Origin of the sequence: Bradyrhizobium sp. 172, assembly GCF_023101065.1 — a bacterium.
In the GTDB taxonomy this organism is placed as follows: Bacteria; Pseudomonadota; Alphaproteobacteria; order Rhizobiales; family Xanthobacteraceae; genus Bradyrhizobium; species Bradyrhizobium canariense_D.
The window spans coordinates 4,868,626-4,894,803 of record NZ_CP064701.1; the positions used below are offsets into that span (position 1 = coordinate 4,868,626).

Below are 26,178 nucleotides of genomic sequence, written 5' to 3' on the forward strand. Positions count from 1 at the left end.
ATTCGGAAGATTTTCTTCTAACCAGATCCGGACACCCCGCCGAAAGCCAAGCTGCTCCTGCGTTTCAGAACGCAACATCCTTTAGGTTGCCGTTCTTTTTCAGCTACAATGACGCTAGGCGCTCTTCTCAAGGAGCTGGGCGCTTTTGATGAGGTCGGTTGCCCGATCGCGCAGTTCGCGTTTGATAACCTTACCGAGGGAATTTCGCGGCAATGCGTCGACGATGAAGACGTACTTGGGCTTTTTGTAGCCAGCGACCAGGTTGCGGACGTGTTCAACAACCGAACCCGACGTAGGAGCGGCTCCTTGTTCCCGCTCGATAAAGGCCGCAACCGCCTCTCCGAAAACGGCATCGGGTACCCCGACTACGGCGGCGTCGGCGACATCGGGATTTTGCAGCAGGGCCTGCTCGACTTCTTTGGTGTAGATGTTGAAGCCGCCGCTGAGCACCATGTCCTTCTTGCGATCGACGATATAGAGGTAGCCATCGTCATCAGCCTTGGCGACGTCACCCGTGTATATCCACCCGTCCTTGATGGCGTTCGCTGTTTCGTCGGGTCTGTTGTAGTATCCACGCATGACGGAATACCGCCCTGGCTGCCCCACGCGCACGAGCAGTTCGCCTGGCTCGCCCGTCTTCACCTCGACGCCTGTATCGTCGACGATCCGAATCTCGACACCAGGCGTCGGCCGACCGATCGATGAGGCGTGATCGAACTGCTCCTCATGCGAAAGCGAGGTCACGCCCCCTACTTCGGTCATCGCGAAGAACGAAACCAGCCTTACGTCTGGAAGCAACGCAAGAAACTGCTGCTTCAGCTCAACCGGAAACGCCTCGCCCGTCACGACGATGCGCCTGAGCGACGCGCAGCGCGCGGGATCGGCCTTGATCTCGGGAAGCAGCATGCGGCAAACCGTGGGGACCATGCCGACGACGGTAATCTTTTCCCTTGCGATCACGTCGACGGTCTCACGCGGGTCGAACTTTTTCATGACGACCAGGGTGCCACCTAGCGTCAACGAGTTGGCGAGCCGGGCGAAGCCCGTGCGATGAGCGAGCGGCGTAGTCACCAGATAGTGGTCTTCGCTCGAAATTCCCCATTCGACAGCGTTTATGAAACAATGCTGAACAACGACATTCGAGTGGGTCAGGATGGCTCCCTTCGGTTTTCCCGTCGTCCCCGAAGTGTACATTATTATTGCGTCATCCGATTCGATCGATAGCCGCGGTAAGAGATCGGGCTCCGTCTTTCTAAGCTCCGCATATTCAACTGCGCCCTCTACGTCCCTTCCTGTGGTGATCCATATGGCGTCCGGATTTGCCTGCAGCACCTCGGAGATAGACGCGCCATTCCCTTCGAAAACAATCGCAAAGGGCTGACTGTCGAAACAGATATGCTGCAGTTCGTGGGGCGTGAGCCGCGTCGTGACCGGGATCACGATGGCGCCGACCGAGAATGCCGCGTAGAATATTTCGACGATCTCGATGCCATTGGAAAGAAACACGACAATCCGGTCACCCTGACCAACGCCTTGCGTCCTAAGACCACTTGCGACGCTTCGGATTCTGCGGTCGAGATCCCGGTAGGTAAGCCGTTCGTCGCCGCAGACCAAGGCAATCTTGTCCGGGTGACGCAGGGCTTGCGCACAGAATATGGTTTCCAGACGCATGCCGGATGCCTCAGACCACGTTGAATGCTGGATATTGTACGTCGTCAGAAAGACGATCCCATGCCACCTCGACGCGTTGACCGATTGCGACCGTTTCCGCGTCCTTGTTCAGGATGTTCCCAATGATGCGCACCCCTTCGTCGAGTTGAACGGTTGCGACCGAAAGAGGAAGCCGGCCGTCGAGACCGGGGCCGGGAACGCGGATCACGGTGCAGGCATAGATCGTGCCCTTGCCTGCTACCTCGCGCCATTCCAGATTTCGGCTGCCGGTGAAGATGCTCACCGGGCGCGGGTAATGCTGAAACTGTCCAGTGTCCTTGCAGAACTGCAGGATCAGCTTGCCCGCCTTGGCACCATCCCAAAACGGCTTGGTGTCGACGTAAACCGAAGGTTTGGGGACCGGACGTCCCGCCTTGTCATCAGCCATTTATGCCTCCAGGATCATAGCGGCGCTGGTACCCCAGTTCCGCGCGTAGGGAATAACGCCAATGCCGGTCACCAGCGCGTTCTTCGGATTTGGCACCTGACGCCCGCCACCCTCGCCGAACATCTGACGCACAGCTTCTGCGAGATTCAGTCCTCCGCTCGCCAATCCCGGCTGGCCGGCCGAGATCTGGCCTCCTCCCGTGTTCAACGGCAGCGTTCCCTTGTGCGAGAGATCGGTATCGAGGGTGAAGTCGCTGCCTTGACCACGCTTGCAGAAACCGAAATCCTCAAACTTCATCATCACGGCGATCGTGAAATCATCGTAGGGCTGGAACATACGGATATCTTTAGGGGTCAGCCCGGATTGCTTGTAGACGCGGGGTGCAACCTGCGAAAAACCGGTCTCAGTAATCTCCGAGAGGGGCTCGGTGCCGTTGAAGTTGGTGACTTCGGCATAGGCGGTCGGATAGACCATTTTGGTGATCCCAAGACTGCGAGCCTTCTCTTCGGTCGTCACCAGGAACGCGTTGGCTCCGTCGCAGAACATGACGCAGTCAAGAAGACGCAATGGATCGGCAATGACGCGGGACTTTTCATAATCCGCCATCGTAATCGGCGTCTTGAACTTGCCATAGGCATTCTCGTTGTGCAGAGCATGCTCGCGTTGTGTGATGGCGATCTTGCCAAGCGCTTCCGGCTTGATGCCAAACTGATGATTATACCTGCTCATCAGAAGCCCAAAGGTCGCCGGCGGCCCCTGGACGCCGGGTGGATCCTGGAATTCCGACCGGTAAGCCCCGTAGTTAGCACGCCACGCCGTGCTTGGAGCGTCGGCGGACAGAACGACGACAACCTCGCAATGTCCATCGCGGATAGCGGAGGCAGCGCGGGCAACGCCTCCGGTCGCCGAGCATCCGCCGGTCCCGCCGTAGTTGAGCCAGGTTGGCGTGAGGCCCAACGCTTCGGTCATGTAGACAGCAAAAAATGGATTGGGACATTCACTCAGCGGCGTCGTCACCGACAGGCCATCGATGGCATCCTTTGGAATGCCAGTTGCGGCGAGAAGCTTGGTCAAGGCCTCGCCTCCGAGATCGAACGCGCTTCGTCCGGTCTTGAAGTCAATGGCCGTCTCCGAATAGCCGGCGATCACGATGTCTCGCTTTTCTGCAGTCATTTTCACTCTCCCCGGAATTCTGGCGACCGCTTCTCACGAAAGGCCTTGAGCCCTTCGTCACGATCCTTGGTGAAATAGAGCAGGAAGGAAGCATCGCCCTCGGCGTCGAAGCCGTCCGCGAGCGACATGTCGATGCCACGGTCGATGACGGACTTCGTCATCATCACTGGGATCGGCGCATTGTCGCTGATGCTCTTCGCGATCTCGCGAGCCTTTTCGAGTGCCTTGCCGTGCTCCGTCACGTGATTGAGGATGCGATAGCGCTCCGCTTCCGCGGCGGTGATCCGCCGACCGGTCCACATCAATTCCTTTGCAAGCGGCTTGCCTATCAGCCTTGGGAGCGTCTGGGTACCGCCGCCGCCCGGCATCATTCCCAACTTGATCTCGGGCAGACCGAATTTTGCATTCGCACCGGCGACGATGATGTCTCCGACCAGTGCAAGCTCAAGTCCGCCGCCCAAAGCGAAACCTTCGATAGCGGCTATCAGCGGCTTGGTGAAGCCTCCGATATCCTTGAACAGCCGATTCACCTTCCGGGTCCTCTTGCGGAACCGATAGAAATCAAAATAGCCGTTTTCCTCGATTCGGAATTCGCTGGTATCGATGCCCGTGCAAAACGCCTTCTCGTTACCGAGCAGGATCACGGCGCGCACGTCTCTGTCGTGCTCGACTTCGTTGAGAATCCCGAGAATTTCGTCGGCTGTCTGTTCGCGAAGCGAATTCAGCTTGTCGGGCCGGTTGATCGTGATTTCGATCCACCCTTTTTCCCGGTTCAGGATAACGTCCTGGTATTTCATATGACTTGCTCTCCGGTGATTCAGTGTGCGGCTTGGAAGGCACCACCCATCGCGGATGCGATCAGGGCGTGAAGCTCTGCGATCTTGTGCGGATTTGACCTTGCCTCGTCGCTGATCCGGACTTCGAGTGCTACCTTTGCCGGGGCGCTCAAGACCAACGCACGGTCGGCCATCTCGAGTGCATCGTCGATTCGGTGAGTAATTAGCAGACAGGTCTTTTGGAATTCGCGCGCTATCTGAAGGAAGTCCTGACGCAAAGTCTTTGATGTGACATGGTCGAGCTGGCTGAAGGACTCGTCGAGGAATACAATTTCGGGATCGATGGCGAGCGCGCGGGCAAGCGAGACGCGCTGCCGCATGCCACCCGAGAGTTCGTGGACATACTTGTCGTCGGCACCGTCGAGACGAACCCGCGCAAGCCACTCTCTTGCGCGCGCTCGTGCCTGTGATTTGGTTTTTCCCAGAATGAGAAGCCCAAGTTCGACGTTCTCCACTGCCGTGCGCCAGGGTAAAAGTCTGTCCGTCTGGAAGCTGACCGAAAGCTGTCCCTTAAGCGCTTTGAAAGACGCGTAAGGATCGACTCCTGCTACGCGGATCTGGCCGGAATTCGGACACGTCGTGCCCATGATCAGATTCAAGACGGTACTTTTCCCAGCACCGGTTTGCCCGAGCAAAACCACGATCTCACCGCGCCAAACATTCATCGACAGATTGTCCACTGCCAGATAACTGCCGAACGTCTTCGTGACGTCGCGAACTTCGATAAGATTGTGCCTGGTCATCTTACCGTCGCCTCCGCACGCCATTTCAGTGAAATCTTCTCCAGACCGTTCACGAATGCCTGTAGCAGCAGATTCAGGATCACGAGGAAGAAGGTCCATGCCAGCACCTGATCGATCCGAAACGTTGATTGGGAAAGGTTCATGCGCGCGCCGATTCCGACTGCGGATGCGACGAGCTCGGCGAAGATCACCATGCGGATCGCGTAACCGATTACCGATTTTGTGGTGAGGAAGATGTAGGCCACGATATGCGGGAGAATGAGATAGCGAAGCACCTGCCACCGCGACGGGCGGAAGCTCTCGATCATGTCGACGAGCTCCTTCGGCAACGCCCGTACGCCTTCGTAGACATTGAGAGCGTAGAACGGCAGCAGGATGACGAGCAGAATGAAGAATATCCGGGACTCCGGATTCTTGAACCAGAACACCGCGATCAGCATCCACGACAGCGCCGGAATGCCGGTATCGATAACGACGATGGCCTTCAGGTACGGGCGCACCGAGGGAAACATTCCCATCGCGAGACCGATCAGCACACCCGTGATCATCGCAATCATGACGGAAATGGCGAGACGTACGAGCGTGACCGCAACGTGATAGGGGTCCGAAAAGAACAGCTCCCGCGCCGCCTTCCAGACGGTCACGGGCGACGGCATGATGTAGTCCGGCACGAAGCGGCTGGTGATTTCCATCGCCGCAAGAAGAACAACGACGACGACGCACGTCGCAAAGATATCGCGTCTACCCTCGGGGCTCTTCCGAACCGCGATCACTCCGGTCAGGGGCTTAACCAGTTCCGCAGCGACTGAGCGCTCTGGACCTGACGTTCGTCCGGTATTTACTGTAATGGACATCGGTCTTTCCGTCATGATCTGTCAGACGGCAAAGAAGTTTGCATCAACCGGCTTGGTCAGCAGGCCGTTGCGCGCCAGAAAATCGCTCGCGAGCAGTATGGCTGATCTGGAAAGTTCGTCGCTCATAGGCCGATAGTTGAAGGTGAGTCGCTTCGAACCCATCGCCTCCTTCAGCGCGTCTGGCGCAACGCCAGTCTTGCTGCCAAATAGATCGACCGCCTTGGCGGTATCCGCGTTGATGCCGCTGAGGCAATCTTCAAAGACCTTACTGACCTTCGCTGCGATGCCAGGATTTGCGTCGGCCAATTCCTTCCGGATCGCCACGCCAAAGTAGGGCAGCTCCAGCCCTCCCGAGAGTCTTTTGTAGGCGTCGCCCGCCTTCAGAATCACGCGCAGGTCAGGCTTTTTCATCAGACCCGTCGTTATGTTTGGCTCCCACGACAAGGCCGCATCGGCGCGATCGGCCATTAGCAGCGTTACCGACGCGGCGGGATTGTCGACGTTCTGGATCGTCGCGTCCTTTTCGATGTCGAAACCGAAGGCTTCGTTGATGAGGGCCTTGACCATCCGGTAGGTGCCGGTCGACTGCAGGGCAGCGATCGTCTTGCCTTTGAGCTGCGATACATGGTCGACACCGCCCTTGGCCCCCAACAGCGCGATCATGTTGGCGTCGGTAATCGTGCAGAGGTATCTAATGGGCACGCCGGCCTGGTAGCGGGCAGCGAAGGTATCCCAACTGCCGATGCAGACGTCGTAGTTTCCGGCGACGAAATCGTTGTAATAGGTCGACACCGCCGTATACGGGGCAGGATCAGGAAAAGAGAGGCCGTTCTTGCCCCCAAGATCGTTGGCCAGAATGTACTGAACAGGTAGCACCGTAAAACCCGGCTGGAGCGACGCCCAGCGAACGCGAATATTCGCAGCCGCGAATGCATGTCGGATAGCCGATGGCAGCGTGAGAGAACTCGCGGCCGAAGCGGCAAGGAAGTTCCGCCTTGTAAAGTGCGCCATTTTCTCCTCCCAGAGCGATGCGTGCCCGTCTTTTCTTGCTTTTTGGGCCCAGTCCGGAAGATCGAAGCCATCACGATCCGAACCTTGAATTGACCCTAAGCTTGCCAAAGCCGGGACGATAGCGCATTTCTAGACTACCATCGTTCCATAAATGGGACGAGCGGACGGGGTCCGAGATGGAGGAGTGCAGTCGATGGCCAGAAAACTGGACCTGAACGCGCTGCTGCTGTTTTTTGAAGTCGTGAACGCTCGCAGCATCAGCAGCGCTTCGAAAAAACTCGATATCCCAAAATCCACGGTCAGCCGTAAGCTGATGTTTCTGGAGGATCAGCTTGGCGCAGTGCTGTTCAAGAAAGGAGGCCGCAAGCTTGCGGTCACCGACATCGGTCAGGCTCTCTACGAACATTGCGAACGCATCGCCGCCGAAATAGAGGAAGCTGGTCTCGGCACGACGCGAATGCAAACCGAACTGCGGGGAATGCTGCGCGTGAGCATGCCTGTGGATTTTGGCACCGGTTGGCTCAGCAGCGCTATCGCCGCGTTCGCTGTCAGTTATCCCGACATTCATCTTGTGATCGACGCTAACAGCCGCTGGATCGACGTATCGGTCGAGCCCTACGACGTCGCAGTACAACTCGGCACTCTTCCGGAGACGCACGGTGGCATCCGCCACCTGGCAAGCATCACGCGAGGCGTTTATGCAAGCCCGTCATTTCTGGAAAGAAAGGGCGTTCCCCTCAGCGTCGACGATTTCGAACGCTTCGATTGCATCGTGACCGAACATCAACGCGCCGAAGGCGTCTGGAATTTTCGCAGCGAGCTTGGTGTCAAGGTGATCGATGTGGTGGGGCGGATTTCCGTGAATCACATCGGCGTCGCGCGCGAGCTCGTGATCGGCGGGGTCGGACTTGGCATCCTCCCGAACATCATGTGTCAGAACGATGTAAGGGCGAAACGGCTGGTGCGCGTACTCACCGACTGGGAAAGTCCGTCGCTGCAGGTCAGTGCGACATTCCTCGGCAAGCGCAAGGAATCGCGCCGCCTGCGCGCGTTTCTCGATTTCATGGAGCGCAAGCTCAAGATCGAAGGCAGCGCCGGCCAACCATTGTCGGCTACGCAAGGTGTGGCTGAACTGACAAAGACTTGATGGTAGCAATATCGAAGGAGATCGCTCGCCTCTACACCACACCGCAATTCTGATAGACGTGCTTGATCTCGACAAAATCGTTCAGCGCCTCATAGCCGTGGAGGCGGCCAAGACCGCTGCGGCGGTAGCCGCCCGTCTCGGCTTCGGCAAACAGCTTGTTGTGGTCATTGATCCAGACGGTTCCATTGCGCAGCGCACGTGCCACCCGCATCGCGCGTGCGCCGTCGTTGGTCCATACACTGGCTGAGAGGCCATATTCGCTGTGATTGGCGCGGGCGACGGCCTCCTTTTCGTCTTCAAACTTCTCGATCACCACCAACGGGCCGAAGATTTCCTCCTGGACGAAGAATGCCGCGGTGTCGCGGTGCGCGACAAGCGTCGGCGTCAAAAAGAACCCCCGGCAAAGATCGCCGTCCGGTCGTCCCCCGCAAAGGACAACCTCGTCGGCAACGTCCACAGCTTCTGCAATTCGCCTGGAGACGTTTTCCAGAGATGTCGCGTCGATCAGGGGGCCCATCTCCACTGCGCTTTCTGTGCCTGCTCCAATCTTGACGCGTGCGAGCGCGGACCCGAGTGCAGTCTTCATTTCATCGTAACGCGAAGCGTGGACCAGTACGCGGCGGGCTGCGGTGCATTGCTGCCCAGCGATGATCGTAGCCGCCGCAGCAAGCTTCGGCGCAACGTCAGCCACTTCCGCATCTTCGAAAACAAGACAGGACGATTTTCCGCCCAGTTCAAGCGACAGCTTCTTCATGGTCGGGGCCGCCGCTGCCATAATGCGCTGGCCAGTGGCGTTTGAACCGGTGAAGCTTATGACGTCGACTTCGGGTGAGGTGACGAGATATTGCGCAACCTCATGCCCCTGTTCTGAGAGAAGATTGACGACTCCTTTGGGCAACCCCGCGATTTCGTGGAGGCATTTTACAAGCTCGGCGGTAATCAACGCGGTCTGCGGCGCAGGTTTTATAACGGCGGTACAGCCCGCGCAAAGCGCCGGCGTAAGCGCGCGGATTAAAAGCACTGCAGGCGCATTCCAAGGGATGATGAGCCCGGCGACACCGGCCGGTTCCTTGAGCAGGGTCGAGTATGCCCCGGGTTCGACCTCGAATACGTGTCCGGGAATGTAGCGTGTCAATCCAGCATAGTAACGTATCTCCGATACGCTGGCCGCGATCTCGCCGCGCGAGTGCGCGAGCGGCTTCCCATTCTCCAATGTAAGGAGATGGGCCAGTTGCTCCCCGCGGCTCTCCATCAGATCGGCCCATCGCAGCATCACAACTTGGCGGAGCCGTGCATTCTGCGCCCACTCCGGACGGTCGAAAGCCCGGCGTGCCGCAGCAACGGCCGCTTCTGCATCCGCGAGCCCGCTTGCTGCATAACTTCCCAACACCTGCTGGGTCGACGGGTCAATGCTCGGCACGGTCCGGCCGGATTGAGCAGGTTGCCAGAGACCGTCGATGAGATTGCGAGCCTGCGTTGATGTCATGGAATGCTGATCCTGAATGTTGCTTGCGAGGCGCACAGCGCGACGTGACCCGGCGAACGGTGGTCTTTCTGCCGTGGCACGTTCGATGTTGGCCTAGAGTCCGGTAAAATTCGGAGCGCGTTTGGCGTTGAAGGCCTCGACACCTTCCTTGAAATCCGCCGATTGGCGTAGACGGCTGTAGCAATGGCCCTCGAGTTCGATCGCAATCGCCAGCGTCGAATCCTCAGTATCGTTGAGCAGCTTCTTTGCCGTGCGCTGAGCCAACGGCGAGAACGTGCGAAGCTCGTCGACGAGCTTGTCGGTCGCCTTTTCCAGTTCACCATCAGGCACGCACTCGGTCGCAATTCCCCATTCCTGCGCCTGCTTTCCCGTAATCCGCTTCGAACGCATCACGATGTCCTTGGTGCGGGTGATGCCGATCATCTTCTGCAGGCGCGCGGATCCGCCCGAACCGGGAATTTGTCCGAGTTTCTGCTCCGGCAAGGCGTAAAATGTGGTCTCAGATGCGATCCTGAAGTCGCACGCCAGAGAGAGCTCGAACCCGACCCCGAAACAATATCCCCGGTTGGCGACGATCACCGGCTTGGCGCAGCGCGCCGGCGAGGCGATGTTCCAGGCGAGCTTCGACACGTGCTCCGGCGTTGCTTCCATGAAGCCTCCGATATTTCCGCCGCTCGAGAAATGCTCGCCGATTGATCGCACGACAATGACCCTGACACGGGGATCCTCGTCCAGCGTCTCGAACACCAGCCGAAGCTGGTCGCGCTGCGGCATCGCCACGATGTTGTAGGGAGGCCGGTTGAGAATGATGTCGGCCCGTTCATGCGCCTCGTCGATTTCCACCTGAAAGCCGTCGAGTTTACCGAGACGCGGGTCAGTGAAGTTGAAAGGTGATGGCATTTTCGTTTTTCCTTTTTTGACACTTAAAGCTAGGCTGTGGCTGATGGCGATCGACTTTCGGCTTCATATTCACCGGCGACGAGCAGTCGCCTCAGCAGTTTTCCCACGGGGGACTTCGGGATGGCGTCGACGAAGACGAAGCGGCGCGGACGCTTGAAGTTGGCCAGTCCGGAGTCGCGGCAGAATGCTTCGAGTTCGCCTTCGCTGACCGGAGCACTGCGCTTCACGAAAGCAGCGACGATCTTGCCCCATTTCTCGTCCGCGAGACCGACGACTGCTACCTCGGACACGGCGGGATGCAGCGACAGGCAGCTTTCGATTTCGACGGGAGATACGTTTTCTCCCCCCGTGATGATCATGTCATCGACGCGACCGGTGACGAACAGATCGCCATCCCGATCCGCAAAACCGGTATCGCCGGTGAAATACCAGCCATCTCGCAGAGATTTGGCGTCCGCATCAGGACGCCTCCAATAGCCCTCGAACGATTCGTCGCCCGCGAGCAGCGCGATGATTTCGCCTTCCTCGTTGAGCCCGGCCGTGTCCGCCGCCGACCGGGCCTCGAGTTTGACGACTTTGACGTGCTGGTTGATGCCCGCCCTGCCCGCCGATCCTGGTTTTGCAACAGAGTTCGGCTCGATAGTGAAGGTGTAGATTTCGGAGCTGCCGTAATGATTGACGAACAGGTCAGGTTTGAACGTCTGGTCCAATTTTTTCAAAAGGCCATCGGTCATTGGCGCGCCCGCGAATCCGAGCTTGCGCACGCTGGAAATATCGGTGTGCACGAAGTCGGGGTGATGGACGAGGTCGTGATAGAGCGTCGGAACCAGATAGAGATTCGTCACCCTCTCTCGCTCAATAGCCGCGAGGGCCTGTCTGGTGTCGTAGCGCGGCAGACACACAAAGGTTCCGCCGATCAACGACATTGAAATCAGCGATCGCACGCCCATGGTATGATAGAGCGGCATGACGCCGAGGGTACGTTCATCACGACCGTACAGATTTTGCGCCACATGGGCGACGCTTGCGGCGCGCTCCGCCCGGTGGCGGCGCGGAACCCCTTTTGGTTTCGACGTCGTCCCCGACGTGTAGAGCATGATCGACCAGGCGTCCGGACCCACGCGTGGCGTGATCTCAGGCACCGATTTTGCCAGCATCTCTCCGAACGAAACTGAACCTTGCTCCTCTGCGGCGATGCCGCCGACCGCGATACGCAGCGTGCGGCGCCCGAACTTCGAGCTCGCCACGGCTTCCGCCGAAACGCCTTCGTAGATCACCGCCCGCGATTCCGAGTTCTCGATGCAGAAATCGAGCTCCTCGGACTTGGCCCGCCAATTGACCGGAGTGATCACGATACCGGCGAATTGGCAGGCCCAATGGATGGTTGCGGCCTCCCAGCGGTTCTGCAGCGCAGTCACAATGTGATCGCCCGGCTTCAGCCCAAGCTCGTCGAACAACGCGACCACTGATGATATTCGCGCGTACCACTGCGAATATGTAAGGCGAAGGTCGCCATCGACGATCGCTACAGCAGTAGGGTCACGGGCCACGCTCGCAACGAAGCTGGTTCCAAGATCAAGCATCTGTCTTCTCTTCGCTTGTGGAGGAACTTGCCAGCTCACGCGCGGCATCGAGAGCCGCGCGGACGATGGGCGTATAGCCCGTGCAACGGCACAGATGACCACTCAGCAGGTCGCGGATATCGCCCTCATCGGGCGTCGGATGGTCGCGCAGCAAGTGATCAAGCGACATGAGGATTCCGGCCGTGCAAAAGCCGCACTGCAGCGCGTGATGGCGTTTGAACGCGGACTGCAGCACGCCGAGGCGGTCAGATGCCGGTGCGAGACCCTCCACGGTCCGCACTTCGCTGCCGTCGATCTGGACGGCGAGCGTCAGGCACGCCCGTGTGACCATGCCATCAACGGTGATGGTGCAAGCTCCGCAGACACCGTGCTCGCATCCGACATGGATTCCGGTGACGCCGATCTGGTGGCGCAGAAAATCGGTCAACAGCATCCGGGGTTCAGCCTCGCCATGCGCCGTCGAACCGTTCAAAGTGAAGCTGATATGATGCCGCCGCTCCGATTGCAGACGCGTCATTGCAATACCTCCCGCACGAGGTCGCGTCCGATCAAGCGGACCAGATCACGCCGATATCGGGCCGTTGCATGTACGTCGTCCCGCGCGTCCAGTTCGTATGCGAGCGCGTTCAACGCATCGTCGAGGGCGCTGCCGTCGAGGTGCGGCCAATCGCGCACGACGGCGGTGTCCGCAACGCCGCCGACCGCGAAGCGGACGCCGTTCAGATCGGCGACCGCCGCGCATGCGACGATCGCGAAATCGCCGTGACGCCGCGCCACCTCACGAAACGCGCAACGTGTCGCGTTGCCCGACGGAAAGGAAACCGCTTCGATCAATTCGTCGTCGGCGCGGGCCGTTGACATCATGCCCGTGAAGAATTCGCTGGCCGCAACCCTTCGGCGCTTCCTGGCGGTTCGCAAATGGACCTCACCACCCAGCGCCAGGAGAGCCAGCGGCATTTCCGCACTCGGATCAGCGTGCGCAATCGAACCGCAGATGGTGCCGCGGCTGCGGGTCTGGACGTGGCCTGTCCACGGCAGCGCCAACGCCACAAGATTCAATTTCTCGGCAAGCGAGGGCCAGGTCAGCAGAGCCGTTTGCCTGACTCCGGCACCGACCGTTACGGATCCGGCCCTGGTTTCGATGCGGTCGAGTTCCTTTAGCCGCATGATGTCGATCAGGACTTTCGGCTTTGCCAGCCGCGTGTTGAGCATCGCCATCAGCGACTGCCCGCCCGCCATGATCCGCGCGTCGCCGCCTTCGGCGGCCAGAACGGCAAGGGCTTCCTCGAGCGTCTCCGCGCGGACATAATCGAACCGAGCCGGCTTCACGACGGCCTCCTGAACAGATACCGCAGCTTGCCGATCAGGGACGCCCCGGTAACTGCAGCCGCCGCGCCGCCCGCCTGGCGGGCCAAGGCCGAAAAGAACTGTCCAATGATGACGCGTGCCGCTCCGTCCAGGAGACGCCCGCCGATAGTGGCGACCTTGCCGCCGATCGCGGCGTCGTATTCATAACGCACCAGCGTACCACCGTTCTCGGGCGCCAGCGTGATGCGACCTTCGCCACTGCCGAACCCGAGAGCCCCTTCAGCGGAGCCCCCCAGCGTCACGGCGCGGGGCGCGTCGAGATCGGACAATGTCACCTCGGCGCGGTAGCGGCCCTTGACCGGCCCGATTCCGATCGTGACGTCGGCACGAAAATGCGTGTCGGAGATCTTCTCTACCCCGTGACACCCCGGAATGACGGCCTGCAGTGTTGCGGGGTCGAGCAGCATCTCCCAGACCGCCTCGGGCGAAGCATTTACGTTCGCGCTGCCTTCGCCATTGAGTTGACGACCGCTCCTGCCGGATTCTGGCGTTTCGGCACGACGCCCAGCCGGAGGGATCGGCTCGGCCCCGCGAACGATCTCGGTCAATCTGGCGGGAACGATCGGCAGCTCCACGTCTTTGGTGCCAAGCGCATCGGCTACCGCGTTGGCGATGCAGACCGGCGTCGACATGCAATTCCCCTCCCCGACCCCCTTCGATCCGAGCGGAGTGAAGGGCGACGGTGTCTCCATATGAAGGATGACGGGATCCGGGACTTCGGCCGTGGTCGGCAGCAGGTAATCGGCGAATGTGCCCGTCAGGAAACTGCCGTCCGGCGCGTAAGCGTACTCTTCGTAGAGGGCGGCGCCCAACGCCTGCGCGAACCCGCCGCGGATCTGCCCGTCGACCATTGCAGGATGCAGGATGGTGCCGCAATCGTGCATGGTCACATAGCGATCGATGCGCGTCATCAGGGTCGTGCGGTCGATTTCAACGCCGCAGAAATCGAAGATGAAGCCGTAGCAAAGCGACGAGTTGATCCTGTCCTCGTCGTCCGGCGGCGTGAGTTCGGGCGGCGTCCAGAACACAGTCTCGCGAATGGTCTGTTGGACGTCATCGGGCAAGGTGCCGGGCGCCCAATGGCTCAGTGCGGCGAGCCGCGAGAACGCTATTCTGTTGTCCGGGTTCCGCTTCGAGTTCACGCTGCCGTTTGCGAACATGATGTCGTCCGCATCGGTATTGAACCGGCTCGCGGCGACGCGCGCCAGACGTGCTGCAATGCGTTCGGCAGCAAGCTTCGCGGTACCGGCGACCGCCGCAGCGAAGCGGCTCGCATAGTTGCCGGACGCGATCGACCATGCATCTTTCGCGGTATCGATTTCGGTATTGACCCCTACGTCAGCAGGAGTGAGGCCGAAGACGTCGGCCACCACCTGAGACAAAACGGTTCGGTGCCCCTGTCCCTGGGGGACCGATGCGACGTGAACGGTGATGCTACCGACGGGGTCGAGGGTCACGGTGGCCGTGGCTTGCGCGCCGTTTTTCGGTCCGGCCTTGCGGCGCTCGGCCGCGGTCAACACGGTGGTGATATACCCCATGTTTGAGACGCTTGGCTCGACTACAGCCGCATATCCGATTCCGTAGAGCCTGCCTTCGGCCCGAGCGGCGTCTCGGCGGGCTTTCAGCTTGTCGAGCGCCCCACCCGCGGTACCGCGCGCGATCGCTTCCTGATAGTCGCCGGAATCGAGCAAGGCGCCTGTCGCGGTCCGGTAGGGAAACGCATCAGCCGGAACCAGATTTCGCTTGATGACATCCAACGGATCGAGATTTAGCTCGACAGCGATCCGCTGCACCAACCGTTCCAGCGCAAAATAGACCTGCGGTCCGCCGAAGCCGCGATTCAAGCCAGTCGGCGTCTTGTTGGTAACGACGACCCGGTTCCGCACCGCGACGTGACGAACGTCATATGCGCCCGTCAGGTTGCCGTGCATGCGGTAGAGCGTGGCGGGTTCGGGCGCCCGCAAATGCGCACCGCAATCCTCCACCTGATCCCAGTCGAGCGCCAAAATCCTGCCATCGGATGCGACTGCCGCCGAAAGCGTGGTGGCACGGTTTGTCGCGGACACAGAGGCCGTCAGATGCTCCAGGCGGTCTTCGATCCACTTGACGGGACGATCGACCGCGCGCGATGCAGCGCAGAGAAGCACGATGTAGGGAAACACGCCCTGCTTGACGCCGAAACTGCCGCCGGAATCCGGAGGGGTACGCAGCCGCACGCGGTTGCCGGGCACTTTTAGGGCACGCGAGATCACCGCATGGATGCTGAAAGGTCCCTGGAAGTTTGCGAGTATGTCGAAGGCATCTTCTGACGCGTCATAATCAGCGATGACGCCATAGGTTTCGATCGGCGTGCATGAATTGCGGGGATATCTGATGTCGACCGAGATACGATGGGCAGCTTCGGCGAATGCGCGATCGGGATCGCCGTAGCGGAAGGCCCGGTCGCTCGCGACGTTCCCACGAAATCCATCATGAAGAACGGGGGATTCGGGCGACAACGCCTTGAGCGGGTCAATGTTGGCGGGAAGTGCCCGGTACTGCACGTCGATCAAGTCGATCGCATCTTCGGCCTTATATCTGTCAGACGCGATCACGACGGCGACCGGCTCCCCGACATAGCGGACCCGCCCGACGGCGATCGGCCAGCATTCGACCGGAGCCTTCACGCCGACGACAAGGCTGGCGGTCAATGCCTTGATGTCTTCGCCGGTCAAGACCGCGACAACCCCGTCCGCATGCCGCGCGACTTCGCTATCTATCCCAGCTATCTCAGCGTGAGCGTGGGGCGAACGCAGGATGGCGGCGTACAGCGTGCCGGGGCGGACGCCGAGGTCGTCGATAAAACGTCCGCGACCGGTTAGCAGCCCAGCATCCTCGACGCGATCGATCGAACGCCCGACCCACGGCCGGTCGGCGCCCCCGCTCTCGATCAATGTTGCGGTTCGGGCCGCGTCCTGCACCATGTCTTCGCCTGCTTCCCGACGCATTATTCGATGCGACGCAGACACTTGTCAGGACTGGGGGTGCAGGGCCATACCGCCCGCTCTCAGGACTTACCAAATCGTCTCATTTGAAGGAGCAGCCGCCGCAAATCAGCTCGCAAGACGCGAGACGTTGCGGAATTCGCGCGGGCTGACGCCGGCATGATCACGGAAGAAGCGCGTGAAGTGCGCGGGCTCGGGAAACCCGAAGCGCTCGCTGAGCTCGCCGAGCGGGGTGTCCTCGCGCATCACCGCGCCCAGCGCCCGTTCCATCCGCACGACATTGAGATAGAGCTTTGGCGAGACTCCGAGCGAGGTCTCGAACAGCCGGAAGAACTGCGCACGCGAGAGGCCTGCGCCCCTCACGAACTGATCGACGCTCGCGTAGGAATCCCTGCTACGCATGGCATCCATCGCGCGTCGGATCCGCCAGTCGCAGCTCACCGCGCTCATGCCCCGGATCGAGTTTGAAAAACTGCGCCAGGGCGTGAACCGCTCGATCACCGCAATCATGAGATCCGACAACGTCTGCTCATGGGCGCACAGGGCGTCCGGATGCGCCATCATATCGGCCGCGAGGCGCAGCGTAAGCTGGCGAATGCGCGGAGAAATCTCGCCCGACGGTTGCTCGAAGAACCCGGGCGCGCCGCTGGCGGCCCATCCCGGCCGGAACTCCTTTAGCCATTCAGGCTCTATATAGAGCGCCAGGATAAGGGTTCGCGGCCGGTTGACGTTATGCACGTAGGCGTGCGGCTTCCACCCGTCGACGAGCACGGTGGCCGTGTCCGTAAGCGGATAGACCCGGTCGCCAACCAGGAACTGCGTGTCGGCGCCTTCGACCTTGAGCAGGACATGGCAGTGATGATGGGCGTGACGGACCAGCGAACGGTCCATGTCGAGCAGAGCCACCCTGCCGAAAGCACCGTGAGCGATGCGCAGGGCCGTAGACATCAGGAGGACTTCCCTTGAGGCATTGCGATGCGGAATGATCTGGTTTCGGAAGCGCCAGTATAACTGGGATCTGGAACCGACGCTATTCGTGCGGATAGATTCAAGATGCAGTCATGCTGCGGCAATTGGATCACGACCGGACCTCTGCCAGAATTCGCGCGAATGCGGCGTTCGGATCGGCTTGCAGAGCCGCGGCCAGGTCGACCTGGTCCTCACCCTTCACACGTATCCGCTTGAAGGCGAGCTCGGGCGCATCGATGGGCGCTGTCGCGTCGAGGCCCATTTTTGCGCTAATACCATCGTTCGATGTCGGATCCAGCTTGGAGCCGAGGGCGCCGGCAACGACCAGCAAATCCCGGTCTGCCTGGAAGCGCGTGGCGACCGCCCATTCGATCTCGTCGGTGCTGCTGATATCAACGTCCCTGTCCACCACGATCACCTGTTTGACGTCGTAATGGGCCCCGAACGCCGACATCATGACGTTCTTCGGCTCGCCATCATTGGTCTTGTCAATCTTGATCGCGAGATGGTAGCGGCACGTGCCACCGCGCGTGAGGCGAACATCGAGCACATTGGGAAAGCTGCGCCGCAGATGCTGCAGCAGGGTCGCCTCTCGTGGAACGCCGCCGAGGATGAGGTGCTCGTAGCCACCGCCGACGATGGTGTGGAAGATGGGCTGCGCCCGATGCGTGATCGCGTCCACCTCGATCACCTCGCGATTGGCACGGGGACCGTAATATTGAGGAAATTCACCGAATGGTCCCTCCGGCTCGCGCACACCGGGCAGGATTCGTCCTTCGATCACAATTTCCGCGTGCGCGGGAACGCGCACCGAATTGGTCCGGCATTTCACGACGTCCACGGGTTTGCCCAGCAGCGCACCGGCAATCGCCATTTCGTCCTCGTCCAACGCCGCAATCGCCTGCGAGGCAAGCAGCAGGACCGGATGAGCGCCGATGACGATCGCGATTTCAAGCGCCTGCCCCTTCTTTTCAGCGATACGATGGTAGGAGAACGTGTGGCGCGGAAGCAGCAGGACGCCGATACGGTTCGGGCCGCTAATCTGGCAGCGGTGGATTGAGACGTTCTGGACGCCGGTTTCGGGATTGCGTGCGATCAGCAATCCGGCCGTGATATACGGCCCGCTGTCGCGCTCGTTGTGCTTGGGAATCGGAAGCTGGTGGAGCAAATCGACGTTGCCATGGACGACCTCCTGCACTGGCCCGCTTGCCACTTCATTGGTCGGCAGCGGCTCGCGCGCGGCCGCTAGAAATCGCGGCAGCAATTGATCCTCGCTGACCCCAATGGCGTCAGCGACCCAGTCACGACCGGTAAACAGATTGGCGACGATTGGAATCTCGTGTCCGCCGGGGCGCGGAAACAACACGGCACGGTCGCGCTCAAGGCGCTTGGCGACCGCGGCCAGTTCGTCGACGAGGCCAACGCCTTCGCGAGCAATCGCGAGCCTGCCACGTCCGATAAGATGGGTAAGCCATGCTCGCAGATCGGAAGGCGGATTAGCCTCTTGCCTTACCATGTGTTCAGTTCGCATATGACTGGTCTTTCCTCAAGTCGTCACAATCGTCAGGGAACGATCTTGCGCACCGCTCGCGGACGATGCTTCAGCGCATCGTCCTCGCCCCAGCGGCGCACGATGCCGACATCCACGTCGAACAGGTCGAGCACGCGGCCAACGGTATGATCGACCATCTCTTCCAGGTTCTCAGGCTTGGCATAGAACGCGGGCACCGGCGGCGCGACGATTGCGCCCATCTCGGACAATGCCGTCATCGTGCGCAGATGGCCGGTGTGCAGCGGGGTTTCGCGCACCATGAGCACCAGGCGTCGACGCTCCTTGAGCACGACGTCGGCGGCGCGGGTCAGCAGCGTAGTGGTCACGCCAGATGCAATTTCGGACATCGAACGCATCGAGCAAGGTGCTACGATCATGCCGGCGGTGCGGAACGAGCCGCTCGATATCGAGGCAGCCATGTCATCGATCGCATGGCTGACATTGGCAAGCCCCCTCACCTCCGCGATCTTCAGGTCCGTCTCATAGGCGAAAGTCAGTTCGGCGGTCTTCGACATCACCAGATGTGTCTCGACGCCGGCGTTGCGCAACAATTGCAGCATGCGCACGCCATAAGTGACGCCCGATGCACCCGAAATACCGATGATGAGCCGCTTGGGCGTGGCCTGCATGTTTGTCATTCCGCCCCCATGATTGGCGTTCGGGGGCCCATGACCGAGCCGCGCAACCGATGGACCAGACTATGCAGTGGCCATCATCAGCACAAATAATGATTGATTATGGTATCGATCACCTGAAATGATGGCTTCATCCGCAGAACGAGAGGAGAACGCCGTGGAAATCAGGCAGATGCAATATTTCCTGTGCCTGGCCGAAGAAAAGAGCGTCACCCGCGCGGCACGCCAGCTCAACATCGTGCAACCCGCGCTGAGCATGCAGATCGCTAAGCTCGAGGCCGAGCTTGGCCAGAAGCTGTTCGACCGCAGCGTTCAGGGGATGACGCTGACCAGCGCGGGCGAGACGCTGCTGCGGCTGACGGCGCCGATCGTGCGCGATGCCGAGCACGCGCAGCAGGAGATGGCGCAACTCGGCGGACGCATCTCCGGCCGGGTGTCTGTCGGCCTCATCACCTCGGTCGCGCAAAGCATCATGGCAAGGTCATCGGCAACCGTTGCCAGCCGATACCCCGAGATCACTCTGTCCGCCTGTGAAGGCTACACCGAAACGCTGGTCGATTGGGTCAACACCGGCCAGCTCGATTTCGCGCTCATCAACGTACCGCGCCGGCGGACTTCCCTCGCCGCGCATCACGTGATGGACGAGGAAATGGTCTTGGCCTGCCGGAAAGAGGGACCGATCAAGCCACCGGCAAGACTGCGCTTCGATCGCATCGCTGATTTCGATCTGGTGTTGCCCTCGAAACGGCATGGCTTGAGACTGATCCTCGACGAGCACGCTGCCGCGGTCGGCATCGACCTGAGACCGCGGCTAGAGCTCGACACGCTGCCAGCTCTGTGCGACGTGCTCGCGACGACCGATTTTGCAACGGTTTTGCCGACCATCGCGCTGCGGCAGTCCCTTTCGGCCGGGACCATCCGAGCCCATCGCTTCGGCGAACAAAAAATCGTTCGCTCGATTGCCTGGGTTCATCATCCACGAAGGGCGGTATCCGTCGCTGCAAGGGCCGTGCTTGACATTATCAGCCATGATCTGGCGGAGGCTGCGGCTTCGGTTCGGACGCTCGTGGGGTCGCCTTCTAGCGGCTCGCGCCAACAGCTTCGCAGACGAACTACCTTCTAGACTTCGATTCGCCGAACCCACTCGGAAGGATGACGCGCCGTAGCTCAGAATGAGACCGGTTGGTAAGTTTCGAGACGAACCGGCATGACGGTTACATTCCCGCCTGATTACGTTTTCGCCGCAAGCGCAGAATTCGTGGCGGGACAAGTTTTCCAGGCGAACGTCAAGGCCGCGGCCGCGGTGCCTCGCGCCATCCTAGCTCCCGGATATCTGGGCGAATTCCAACAGACTGCAATTCAAAAAGGCAGTCGAAAGATGGAGTCCGAACATGGGAAGGCTTGGTTGCAGCAGGACTACAAGGTGTACGGCGCGGCATGCAGAAGGCTTTAGGAGCGCCCGGAGATCGCTCCTGCCCATATGCGCGGCTGTGATCCTTGCGGTCGCGGGGGCGCCCTCCGCTGAAGCGCAACCCACCGATTATCCCAGTCGACTGATCCAGGTGTACGTGCCTTTTGCCGGAGGCAGCGCCAGCGACGTGATCACGCGTATCCTGCTCAACAGGATGGCCACGTCGCTGGGGCAGACTTTCGTGGTCGACAATCGCCCCCGCGCCGGCGGAAATATCGGCACTGCGGCAGCCGCGCATGCCGCACCGGACGGCTATACGCTGTTGATGAGCACCTCCGGGCCTCTGGCCGCGAATAAGTCGTTGTTCAGGGACCTCGGCTACGATCCACTGAAGGATCTCGCGCCGATTGGCCTGTTCGCCGTCCTGCCGAACGTCGTGGTCATCAATTCGAAACTTCCGCCGAAATCGCTTCGCGAATTGATCGGATACGCAAAGACACATCCCAAGGAACTGAACTATGGCACGGTCGGGGTCGGTTCGTCACAGCATCTGGCCGGCGCCTATTTCGAGCAACTCACCGGCACCGAACTCACACACGTCTCCTATCGCAACATTACCAACTACACGCCGGACTTCCTCTCCGGCCAGGTGCCGCTCGGATTCCAGCTTTTGCCCAACGTGATCGGCCTGATCAGGAACGGCGATGCGCGGGCACTCGCGGTCGCCAGCAGCAAGCGCATGACTGCGCTACCCGGCATCCCGACGGCTGCCGAGGCAGGCCTTCCGGACTACGAAAGCTCTGCCTGGCTTGCCCTGCTCGCGCCGGCCAACACTAACAAGGCCGTGATCGACAAGCTTTATGCCGCTGTGGTGGACGCCATGAATGATCCCAAGGTGCGCACCCTCTTCGTCGAGCAAGGCGCCGAACCGCTTGTCCTCGGCCCGGAAGAACTCAGAAACTTCATGGCGTCGGAAAGTGCCAAATGGGCCGCGATCATCAGAAAGATCGGAATTGAACCAATGTGAACGCGCCAGTTGAAACGGCCTGGGGCGGCGGCGCTACTCACCGCCGGCTGAGCGACCTTTGCCTTGGCGCCGCCCTGCTGACGCTTTTCTCTTCATGAACGAGCATGAACTAAGTGATCCGCCGAACATCCGTGAGATTGGGATCTCTGGGTTATCTAACAACAAGTGATCGGTGGTTCTCCAGGAATTCCTCCGGCGGAGCTTCCAACCGCGCTGATCTCAACTAAGCTATCCGCGCAGGACAATTATTCGGCCCTAGGCTGCGCGCTTCATCAGCAGCCTGCGTTCTCGCGAATACCTGTTTTATTCGTGAGCGAAAAGCGCATCAAATTTATTCCCGTTGATCGGAGTCAACGTTGGCGCTTGGATTTAGGGAGGCCCTTGCTTTGTCCATCGACGTCTACATTCAAAAGACGGCGTGTCAATATCAATATCTGCTCCAGCGTTTCCGCATGTGATAGCCTTCCCTCAGGGTTGTACCAATAGGCCGAACGATCCCATTGGTTCATAATGGAAAGCGTGACGAACATTGGATCGACTGGATCGCTTTCACCGACGAAGTCTGTAACCAAACCGTGTATCTTGTATCTGTAATCGTCGAGACGCCTGCCAAAGTGTTTTCGGTCATCTTCGGAAAGAAACAGCTTCCCAAACTGAGGATCAATGAGCCGATCATTGGCCCGAGCGATCACCTGATGACGTAACTTATAACCCACATGACGCCGAGCGATTTCGAACAAGCGTTGGCCTCGCCCTATTTGATCGATATCTTTGAGGACGCACGAGAAGAAATTATCGATACCGAAATCAATCGCTGCTACGAGCAAAGCCTCCTTTGAAGGGTAGTAATTGTAAAGCGTCGGTGCACGCAGATCGACAGCGCTGGCAATTGTGCGCATACTGCAGGTCTCGTAACCTCGTTCAGCAAACAACGCTATGGCGGCCAGGAGAATGCGAATACGTGCCCGGCCAGCAGAAGATTCCGGCAGCTGAACAATGGCTGCCTCGTCGATTGCCTCGCCAAGATAACTGAGGGCTGCTCCGTCAGTTGGCACTAGCGCTCCTGTTCGAGTCCGCTTCATTACTGTCCGGCTCATCTACGTCTTGCTCCACACGACCAATCGACCTCAGCAAAAGAGTTGGCCGAACCATGCCGAACTGCCAAGCGCATCGATCCTCCAGACGGATAGTAGATACAGCCTAGACGCGCCGCACCTGCAACGACGATTCAGAAGTACATAATTCAACCCCGGTGATCATCTCCGGGCAACTGTTAGAGACGATTATCTATTCGCGGATTCGCCTTCCTGCAGAAAGCGCCACATCACCTTGCCCGAGGCGTTCTTTGGCAACCCAACTACAAACTCGACAATCCGAGGAACTTTGTACGCGCTGACTTGGGTGCGGCACCATTCAATCAGGCTTTGCGCGGTGAGATCCCCATGCGACGGCTTGCGCACGACAAGGGCTTTCACTGTTTCGCCCCGGTAAGTGTCCGTTGAACTGATGATGCAAACTTCCTGAACTCCCGGATGTCGGAACATGAGCGCCTCGATCTCGGCAGGCCATATCTTGTACCCCGACGCGTTGATCATGCGCTTGAGGCGATCCGTGATGAAGAAATAGCCATCCTGGTCCTTATATCCGATATCTCCCGTACGCAGAAACCGCTTCCCGCCGATTGTCATAAACGCCTCTTTGGTGGCGTCTTCGCGCTTCCAGTACCCTCGAAAAATCTGCGGACCATGTACGACGATTTCGCCTTGCTCCCCGTCGGCCACCTCAAGCCCGCTATCGAGATCTATGATCCGCGCGTCGACGCTCATAAAGGGGATACCCAGGCATTGCAGCTTTGGCGTGTCGCACGGGTTCATCAGCGTAACCGCTGATGACTCGGTGAGACCATACCCTTCAACGAATTGCAGCCCAAATTGATCAAGCAGACGTTCGGCGATGGTCTGAGGCATCGCCGCACCGCCGCCCCCGATATAGACGAGGCTGGATAGGTCGTAGCTATCGAGACGGGGACTGGCCAACAGATCGATTATCATGGTGGGAATCGACGTCCAGTGGCTCACACCGTACTGCGAAATGAGTTGGCCGGCCACTTCGCGATCCCACCGCGGCATGATGACCATCGTTCCCCCCGAGAAGATCGAAGCGTGCATTACGCACACGATGCCCGTAATATGAAACAAGGGCAAAACCGCGAGACTCACCATTTCCGGCGTGCCGCTGGTCCAGAACGACATCGTTATGGCGTTGTGCATGACGTTCGAATGAGGCAGCATACACCCCTTCGGCAGACCGGTGGTCCCGCTGGTATACGGAAGAAGCGCGAGGTCATCGCAATTTATGAGCAGTTCGCCGGGCGCGTCATCTGTCCGCACTGCATCACGCCATTGGACGACGTTGCCGCGAGCGAGGTTCGGCGAAGGATGCCGCGCCGTTAGCCAGTCCCGCCACCCTTGCGGTATCGCCAATTGCTCGTCTTCACTGAACACATCGGCGAAGTGACTGAGGATCAGATGCTCCAGATGACTGCCGGATTCGATGCCATTGCTCGCAGCGGCTAGCTCCCCGGCCAAATCCGCTGTCGTAATCGCCACCTTTGCTTGCGCATCCGTGATGTAGTGACGCAGTTCTTCCGCTCGATTCATCGGATTGACAGGCACAACAACGGCGTTTGCTCGAGCAATTGCAAAGTGCGCGATCACGAGTTGAGGGCAGTTCTGCATCACCACGAGGACGCGGTCTCCCCGCCGAACGCCAAGCGCATGCAAACGGCCAGCCAATCGCTCAGAGGTCTGCTTCAGCTGCTGATAGCTGATGTTACCACCCAGGAAAGCCAATGCTGTCCGATCCGGATATCGGCGCGCATTGACGGCCAGATTGTCCCACAACGAGGTGGCGGGAGGCTCAACTGCAGCCGGCAGCCGCTTTGGCCAGGCCGTTAACGATCGCTTATCACGCTGCATTTTGCCAACCTTTAGTCCAGACGAAGAATTCGAACAGTCGCTCAACAGCGGCGCGGTTTCCGGGGTGTAGCTGTCACAGCATCGTTGGCGAGAATCCTCTTAGCTACATCCGTAGCTTTCCGGTCAGCCCACGCCGCCAACTCTGGTCATTTGTACACCAGCGGGCACTTTGACTCGGAAAGCGGCTGATAGACGTCTGCCCCGGATACTGTTTCGCGAACGTTGAGATCGTCCCATTCGCCGTTGGATGCCGCGGGTTTCTTCACGTCCAGGACGTACATGTCGTAGACCATGCGACCGTCCTCACGAATCCGCCCTCCCTTAGCGAAAACATCATTGATCGCCATTGTCTTCATGTGATTAAGCACCGTCTTCGCTTCGTCTGTCCCGGTCTCCTTGACCGCCTTCAGGTAAGTCGTGATGGCGGAATAGAGGCCGGCCTGGAGCATGATCGGCATTCTATTGCGCTCCTTGAAGAAACGCTGACTCCACGCCCGCGACTCATCGTTACGATTCCAATAGAATCCCTCCACCAGAACCATGCCTTGCGCGGCTTCCAATCCGATCGCATGCACATCCATCAGCGTCGCGGCCATCGGGGCAAGTGTCTGGGAAACCCCGAACTCGCGCGCCGCCTTAACCGCGTTGATCAGATCGCCGCCCGCATTTGCCAATCCGATCACATCCGCTCCCGAGCTTTGAGCGCTCAGCACGAATGACGAAAAATCAGAGGTTCCGGTCGAATGCTTCCGCGACCCGATGACCTTGCCACCCGCAGCGATGATCGCTTTGGTCGCATCCTTCTCGATCGCCTGACCCAGCGCATAGTCAACGGACAGGAAATACCAGTTCTTGTTACCTGAGCGCGTGATGGACCCGGCCAGAGCGCGGGAGATTCCGTACGTGTCCCAGGTATAAAGCACAGTATTTGGCGAGCATTGCTCGTTGATCAAACTGACGGTTCCTGCACCAGTGACCATCAGGACGCGATTTTTTTCGCGCGTAAGTCCCGATACCGCCAAAGCAACTGCTGAATTGATCGAATCCGTGACCATATCGACACCGTCGACATCATACCACTCGCGAACGCGGGTCATCGCGATATCCGGCTTGTTCTGATGATCGGATACGACCAGTTCGACCCTGAATGGAGGTTCTTCATTCTTGACGAAATCATCAATGGCCATGCGCGCCGCGACTACCGAGCTTGCCCCGCTGAGATCCTGAAAGACACCAGACATATCGCCGAGGATGCCGATCTTCACGACGTCGTTTGAAATACCCAGTCGCTGCGCTTGCAGGCCTCCCGTGAACATCACTCCGAGAGCGGACGCGAGCATTAATCCCCTGGCAATCCCCATAGAATTCTCCTCCTCATTTCGTGATTGGTCTTTCAACGAGGTGAGGCCACACCGAAGCGAGC

At 59.5% G+C, this 26,178-nt stretch carries 23 protein-coding genes; 4 read left to right on the forward strand and 19 right to left on the reverse strand.

Annotation, left to right across the window (positions count from 1 at the left end; all coding sequences use genetic code 11):
* Positions 1-114 precede the first annotated feature (114 nt).
* From IVB07_RS23685 to IVB07_RS23715, 7 genes are read right to left on the reverse strand one after another with little or no spacing between them, the layout of a single operon-like run.
* Positions 115-1,671 (reverse strand): class I adenylate-forming enzyme family protein, encoded by a 1,557-nt coding sequence (locus IVB07_RS23685; protein WP_247363369.1) that lies wholly within the window; start codon positions 1,669-1,671, stop codon positions 115-117.
* Between the two features lie 10 nt (positions 1,672-1,681).
* On the reverse strand, positions 1,682-2,098 hold the full coding sequence (locus tag IVB07_RS23690) for a Zn-ribbon domain-containing OB-fold protein (protein ID WP_018458925.1): 417 nt from the start codon (positions 2,096-2,098) through the stop codon (positions 1,682-1,684).
* Complete coding sequence (locus IVB07_RS23695) at positions 2,099-3,271, reverse strand: thiolase family protein (RefSeq protein WP_247335553.1); 1,173 nt, start codon at positions 3,269-3,271, stop codon at positions 2,099-2,101.
* 2 nt (positions 3,272-3,273) lie between these two features.
* Positions 3,274-4,068 (reverse strand): enoyl-CoA hydratase-related protein, encoded by a 795-nt coding sequence (locus IVB07_RS23700; RefSeq protein ID WP_018458927.1) that lies wholly within the window; start codon positions 4,066-4,068, stop codon positions 3,274-3,276.
* Positions 4,069-4,088: 20 nt separating this feature from the next.
* A complete protein-coding gene (locus tag IVB07_RS23705) occupies positions 4,089-4,850 on the reverse strand; it encodes an ATP-binding cassette domain-containing protein (RefSeq protein ID WP_018458928.1) in 762 nt (253 codons plus the stop codon).
* Positions 4,847-5,704: an ABC transporter permease gene (locus IVB07_RS23710; protein ID WP_026233689.1), complete on the reverse strand. Its 858-nt coding sequence runs from the start codon at positions 5,702-5,704 to the stop codon at positions 4,847-4,849. Before IVB07_RS23710 ends, IVB07_RS23705 begins: the two co-directional genes overlap by 4 nt.
* Positions 5,705-5,725: 21 nt before the next feature.
* Positions 5,726-6,715, reverse strand: a complete 990-nt coding sequence (locus IVB07_RS23715) for an ABC transporter substrate-binding protein (protein WP_026233690.1) — start codon at positions 6,713-6,715, stop codon at positions 5,726-5,728.
* A gap of 193 nt (positions 6,716-6,908) precedes the next feature.
* Here IVB07_RS23715 and IVB07_RS23720 point away from each other — a divergent pair, with 193 nt between their 5' ends.
* The gene (locus IVB07_RS23720; protein WP_018458931.1) at positions 6,909-7,862 is read left to right on the forward strand and encodes a LysR family transcriptional regulator; all 954 of its coding nucleotides are present in this window, start codon (positions 6,909-6,911) and stop codon (positions 7,860-7,862) included.
* Positions 7,863-7,893: 31 nt separating this feature from the next.
* On the opposite strand, the gene IVB07_RS23725 is transcribed toward IVB07_RS23720, so the two are convergent.
* From IVB07_RS23725 to IVB07_RS23765, 9 genes are all read right to left on the reverse strand, one after another.
* Positions 7,894-9,348, reverse strand: coding sequence for an aldehyde dehydrogenase family protein (locus tag IVB07_RS23725; RefSeq protein ID WP_018458932.1), 1,455 nt, complete (start codon positions 9,346-9,348; stop codon positions 7,894-7,896).
* A 93-nt stretch (positions 9,349-9,441) separates the two neighbouring features.
* Positions 9,442-10,248 carry an enoyl-CoA hydratase-related protein gene (locus tag IVB07_RS23730; protein WP_018458933.1) on the reverse strand — a complete coding sequence of 269 codons (807 nt, stop codon included), beginning with the start codon at positions 10,246-10,248 and terminating at the stop codon, positions 9,442-9,444.
* Positions 10,249-10,277: 29 nt separating this feature from the next.
* Entirely contained in the window at positions 10,278-11,831 is a 1,554-nt protein-coding gene (locus IVB07_RS23735; protein ID WP_026233691.1) for an AMP-binding protein, read from the reverse strand.
* Positions 11,824-12,348 (reverse strand): (2Fe-2S)-binding protein, encoded by a 525-nt coding sequence (locus tag IVB07_RS23740; protein ID WP_018458935.1) that lies wholly within the window; start codon positions 12,346-12,348, stop codon positions 11,824-11,826. Before IVB07_RS23740 ends, IVB07_RS23735 begins: the two co-directional genes overlap by 8 nt.
* Positions 12,345-13,160 (reverse strand): FAD binding domain-containing protein, encoded by an 816-nt coding sequence (locus IVB07_RS23745; protein WP_018458936.1) that lies wholly within the window; start codon positions 13,158-13,160, stop codon positions 12,345-12,347. The genes IVB07_RS23740 and IVB07_RS23745 overlap by 4 nt, the downstream gene beginning before the upstream one ends.
* Positions 13,157-16,162: a molybdopterin cofactor-binding domain-containing protein gene (locus IVB07_RS23750; RefSeq protein WP_247335551.1), complete on the reverse strand. Its 3,006-nt coding sequence runs from the start codon at positions 16,160-16,162 to the stop codon at positions 13,157-13,159. Before IVB07_RS23750 ends, IVB07_RS23745 begins: the two co-directional genes overlap by 4 nt.
* Before the next feature lie 129 nt (positions 16,163-16,291).
* Positions 16,292-17,131, reverse strand: a complete 840-nt coding sequence (locus IVB07_RS23755; protein WP_018458938.1) for a helix-turn-helix transcriptional regulator — start codon at positions 17,129-17,131, stop codon at positions 16,292-16,294.
* Between the two features lie 130 nt (positions 17,132-17,261).
* The gene (locus IVB07_RS23760) at positions 17,262-18,683 is read right to left on the reverse strand and encodes a UbiD family decarboxylase (protein WP_026233693.1); all 1,422 of its coding nucleotides are present in this window, start codon (positions 18,681-18,683) and stop codon (positions 17,262-17,264) included.
* A 32-nt stretch (positions 18,684-18,715) separates the two neighbouring features.
* A complete protein-coding gene (locus tag IVB07_RS23765) occupies positions 18,716-19,333 on the reverse strand; it encodes a UbiX family flavin prenyltransferase (RefSeq protein WP_026233694.1) in 618 nt (205 codons plus the stop codon).
* Positions 19,334-19,496: 163 nt separating this feature from the next.
* Here IVB07_RS23765 and IVB07_RS23770 point away from each other — a divergent pair, with 163 nt between their 5' ends.
* The 3 genes from IVB07_RS23770 (at position 19,497) to IVB07_RS23780 (ending at position 21,777) form a co-directional block, all read left to right on the forward strand.
* Positions 19,497-20,462 carry a LysR family transcriptional regulator gene (locus tag IVB07_RS23770; RefSeq protein WP_026233695.1) on the forward strand — a complete coding sequence of 322 codons (966 nt, stop codon included), beginning with the start codon at positions 19,497-19,499 and terminating at the stop codon, positions 20,460-20,462.
* 84 nt (positions 20,463-20,546) lie between these two features.
* Positions 20,547-20,792 carry a hypothetical protein gene (locus tag IVB07_RS23775; RefSeq protein ID WP_018458942.1) on the forward strand — a complete coding sequence of 82 codons (246 nt, stop codon included), beginning with the start codon at positions 20,547-20,549 and terminating at the stop codon, positions 20,790-20,792.
* Positions 20,793-20,907: 115 nt separating this feature from the next.
* A complete protein-coding gene (locus IVB07_RS23780) occupies positions 20,908-21,777 on the forward strand; it encodes a tripartite tricarboxylate transporter substrate binding protein (RefSeq protein WP_245288519.1) in 870 nt (289 codons plus the stop codon).
* A 350-nt stretch (positions 21,778-22,127) separates the two neighbouring features.
* Here the strand turns inward: IVB07_RS23780 and IVB07_RS23785 are convergent, their stop codons facing one another.
* From IVB07_RS23785 to IVB07_RS23795, 3 genes are all read right to left on the reverse strand, one after another.
* Positions 22,128-22,832, reverse strand: a complete 705-nt coding sequence (locus IVB07_RS23785; protein WP_157643080.1) for a TetR family transcriptional regulator — start codon at positions 22,830-22,832, stop codon at positions 22,128-22,130.
* Positions 22,833-23,060: 228 nt separating this feature from the next.
* Positions 23,061-24,755 carry a long-chain fatty acid--CoA ligase gene (locus IVB07_RS23790; protein WP_026233697.1) on the reverse strand — a complete coding sequence of 565 codons (1,695 nt, stop codon included), beginning with the start codon at positions 24,753-24,755 and terminating at the stop codon, positions 23,061-23,063.
* A gap of 146 nt (positions 24,756-24,901) precedes the next feature.
* Positions 24,902-26,116: an ABC transporter substrate-binding protein gene (locus IVB07_RS23795; protein ID WP_247335525.1), complete on the reverse strand. Its 1,215-nt coding sequence runs from the start codon at positions 26,114-26,116 to the stop codon at positions 24,902-24,904.
* Between the last annotated feature and the right edge of the window lie 62 nt (positions 26,117-26,178).

What these genes read in the sequence shown, in the direction of transcription:
- IVB07_RS23700 (WP_018458927.1), bottom strand. Translation starts at nt 4,068, where the DNA reads ATGAAATACCAGGACGTTATCCTGAACCGGGAAAAAGGGTGGATCGAA.
- IVB07_RS23685 (WP_247363369.1), bottom strand. Translation starts at nt 1,671, where the DNA reads ATGCGTCTGGAAACCATATTCTGTGCGCAAGCCCTGCGTCACCCGGAC.
- IVB07_RS23730 (WP_018458933.1), bottom strand. Translation starts at nt 10,248, where the DNA reads ATGCCATCACCTTTCAACTTCACTGACCCGCGTCTCGGTAAACTCGAC.
- IVB07_RS23765 (WP_026233694.1), bottom strand. Translation starts at nt 19,333, where the DNA reads ATGCAGGCCACGCCCAAGCGGCTCATCATCGGTATTTCGGGTGCATCG.
- IVB07_RS23735 (WP_026233691.1), bottom strand. Translation starts at nt 11,831, where the DNA reads ATGCTTGATCTTGGAACCAGCTTCGTTGCGAGCGTGGCCCGTGACCCT.
- IVB07_RS23710 (WP_026233689.1), bottom strand. Translation starts at nt 5,704, where the DNA reads ATGTCCATTACAGTAAATACCGGACGAACGTCAGGTCCAGAGCGCTCA.
- IVB07_RS23695 (WP_247335553.1), bottom strand. Translation starts at nt 3,271, where the DNA reads ATGACTGCAGAAAAGCGAGACATCGTGATCGCCGGCTATTCGGAGACG.
- IVB07_RS23755 (WP_018458938.1), bottom strand. Translation starts at nt 17,131, where the DNA reads ATGTCTACGGCCCTGCGCATCGCTCACGGTGCTTTCGGCAGGGTGGCT.
- IVB07_RS23775 (WP_018458942.1), top strand. Translation starts at nt 20,547, where the DNA reads ATGACGGTTACATTCCCGCCTGATTACGTTTTCGCCGCAAGCGCAGAA.
- IVB07_RS23795 (WP_247335525.1), bottom strand. Translation starts at nt 26,116, where the DNA reads ATGGGGATTGCCAGGGGATTAATGCTCGCGTCCGCTCTCGGAGTGATG.
- IVB07_RS23760 (WP_026233693.1), bottom strand. Translation starts at nt 18,683, where the DNA reads ATGCGAACTGAACACATGGTAAGGCAAGAGGCTAATCCGCCTTCCGAT.
- IVB07_RS23690 (WP_018458925.1), bottom strand. Translation starts at nt 2,098, where the DNA reads ATGGCTGATGACAAGGCGGGACGTCCGGTCCCCAAACCTTCGGTTTAC.
- IVB07_RS23720 (WP_018458931.1), top strand. Translation starts at nt 6,909, where the DNA reads ATGGCCAGAAAACTGGACCTGAACGCGCTGCTGCTGTTTTTTGAAGTC.
- IVB07_RS23790 (WP_026233697.1), bottom strand. Translation starts at nt 24,755, where the DNA reads ATGCAGCGTGATAAGCGATCGTTAACGGCCTGGCCAAAGCGGCTGCCG.
- IVB07_RS23740 (WP_018458935.1), bottom strand. Translation starts at nt 12,348, where the DNA reads ATGACGCGTCTGCAATCGGAGCGGCGGCATCATATCAGCTTCACTTTG.
- IVB07_RS23705 (WP_018458928.1), bottom strand. Translation starts at nt 4,850, where the DNA reads ATGACCAGGCACAATCTTATCGAAGTTCGCGACGTCACGAAGACGTTC.
- IVB07_RS23725 (WP_018458932.1), bottom strand. Translation starts at nt 9,348, where the DNA reads ATGACATCAACGCAGGCTCGCAATCTCATCGACGGTCTCTGGCAACCT.
- IVB07_RS23715 (WP_026233690.1), bottom strand. Translation starts at nt 6,715, where the DNA reads ATGGCGCACTTTACAAGGCGGAACTTCCTTGCCGCTTCGGCCGCGAGT.
- IVB07_RS23750 (WP_247335551.1), bottom strand. Translation starts at nt 16,162, where the DNA reads ATGGTGCAGGACGCGGCCCGAACCGCAACATTGATCGAGAGCGGGGGC.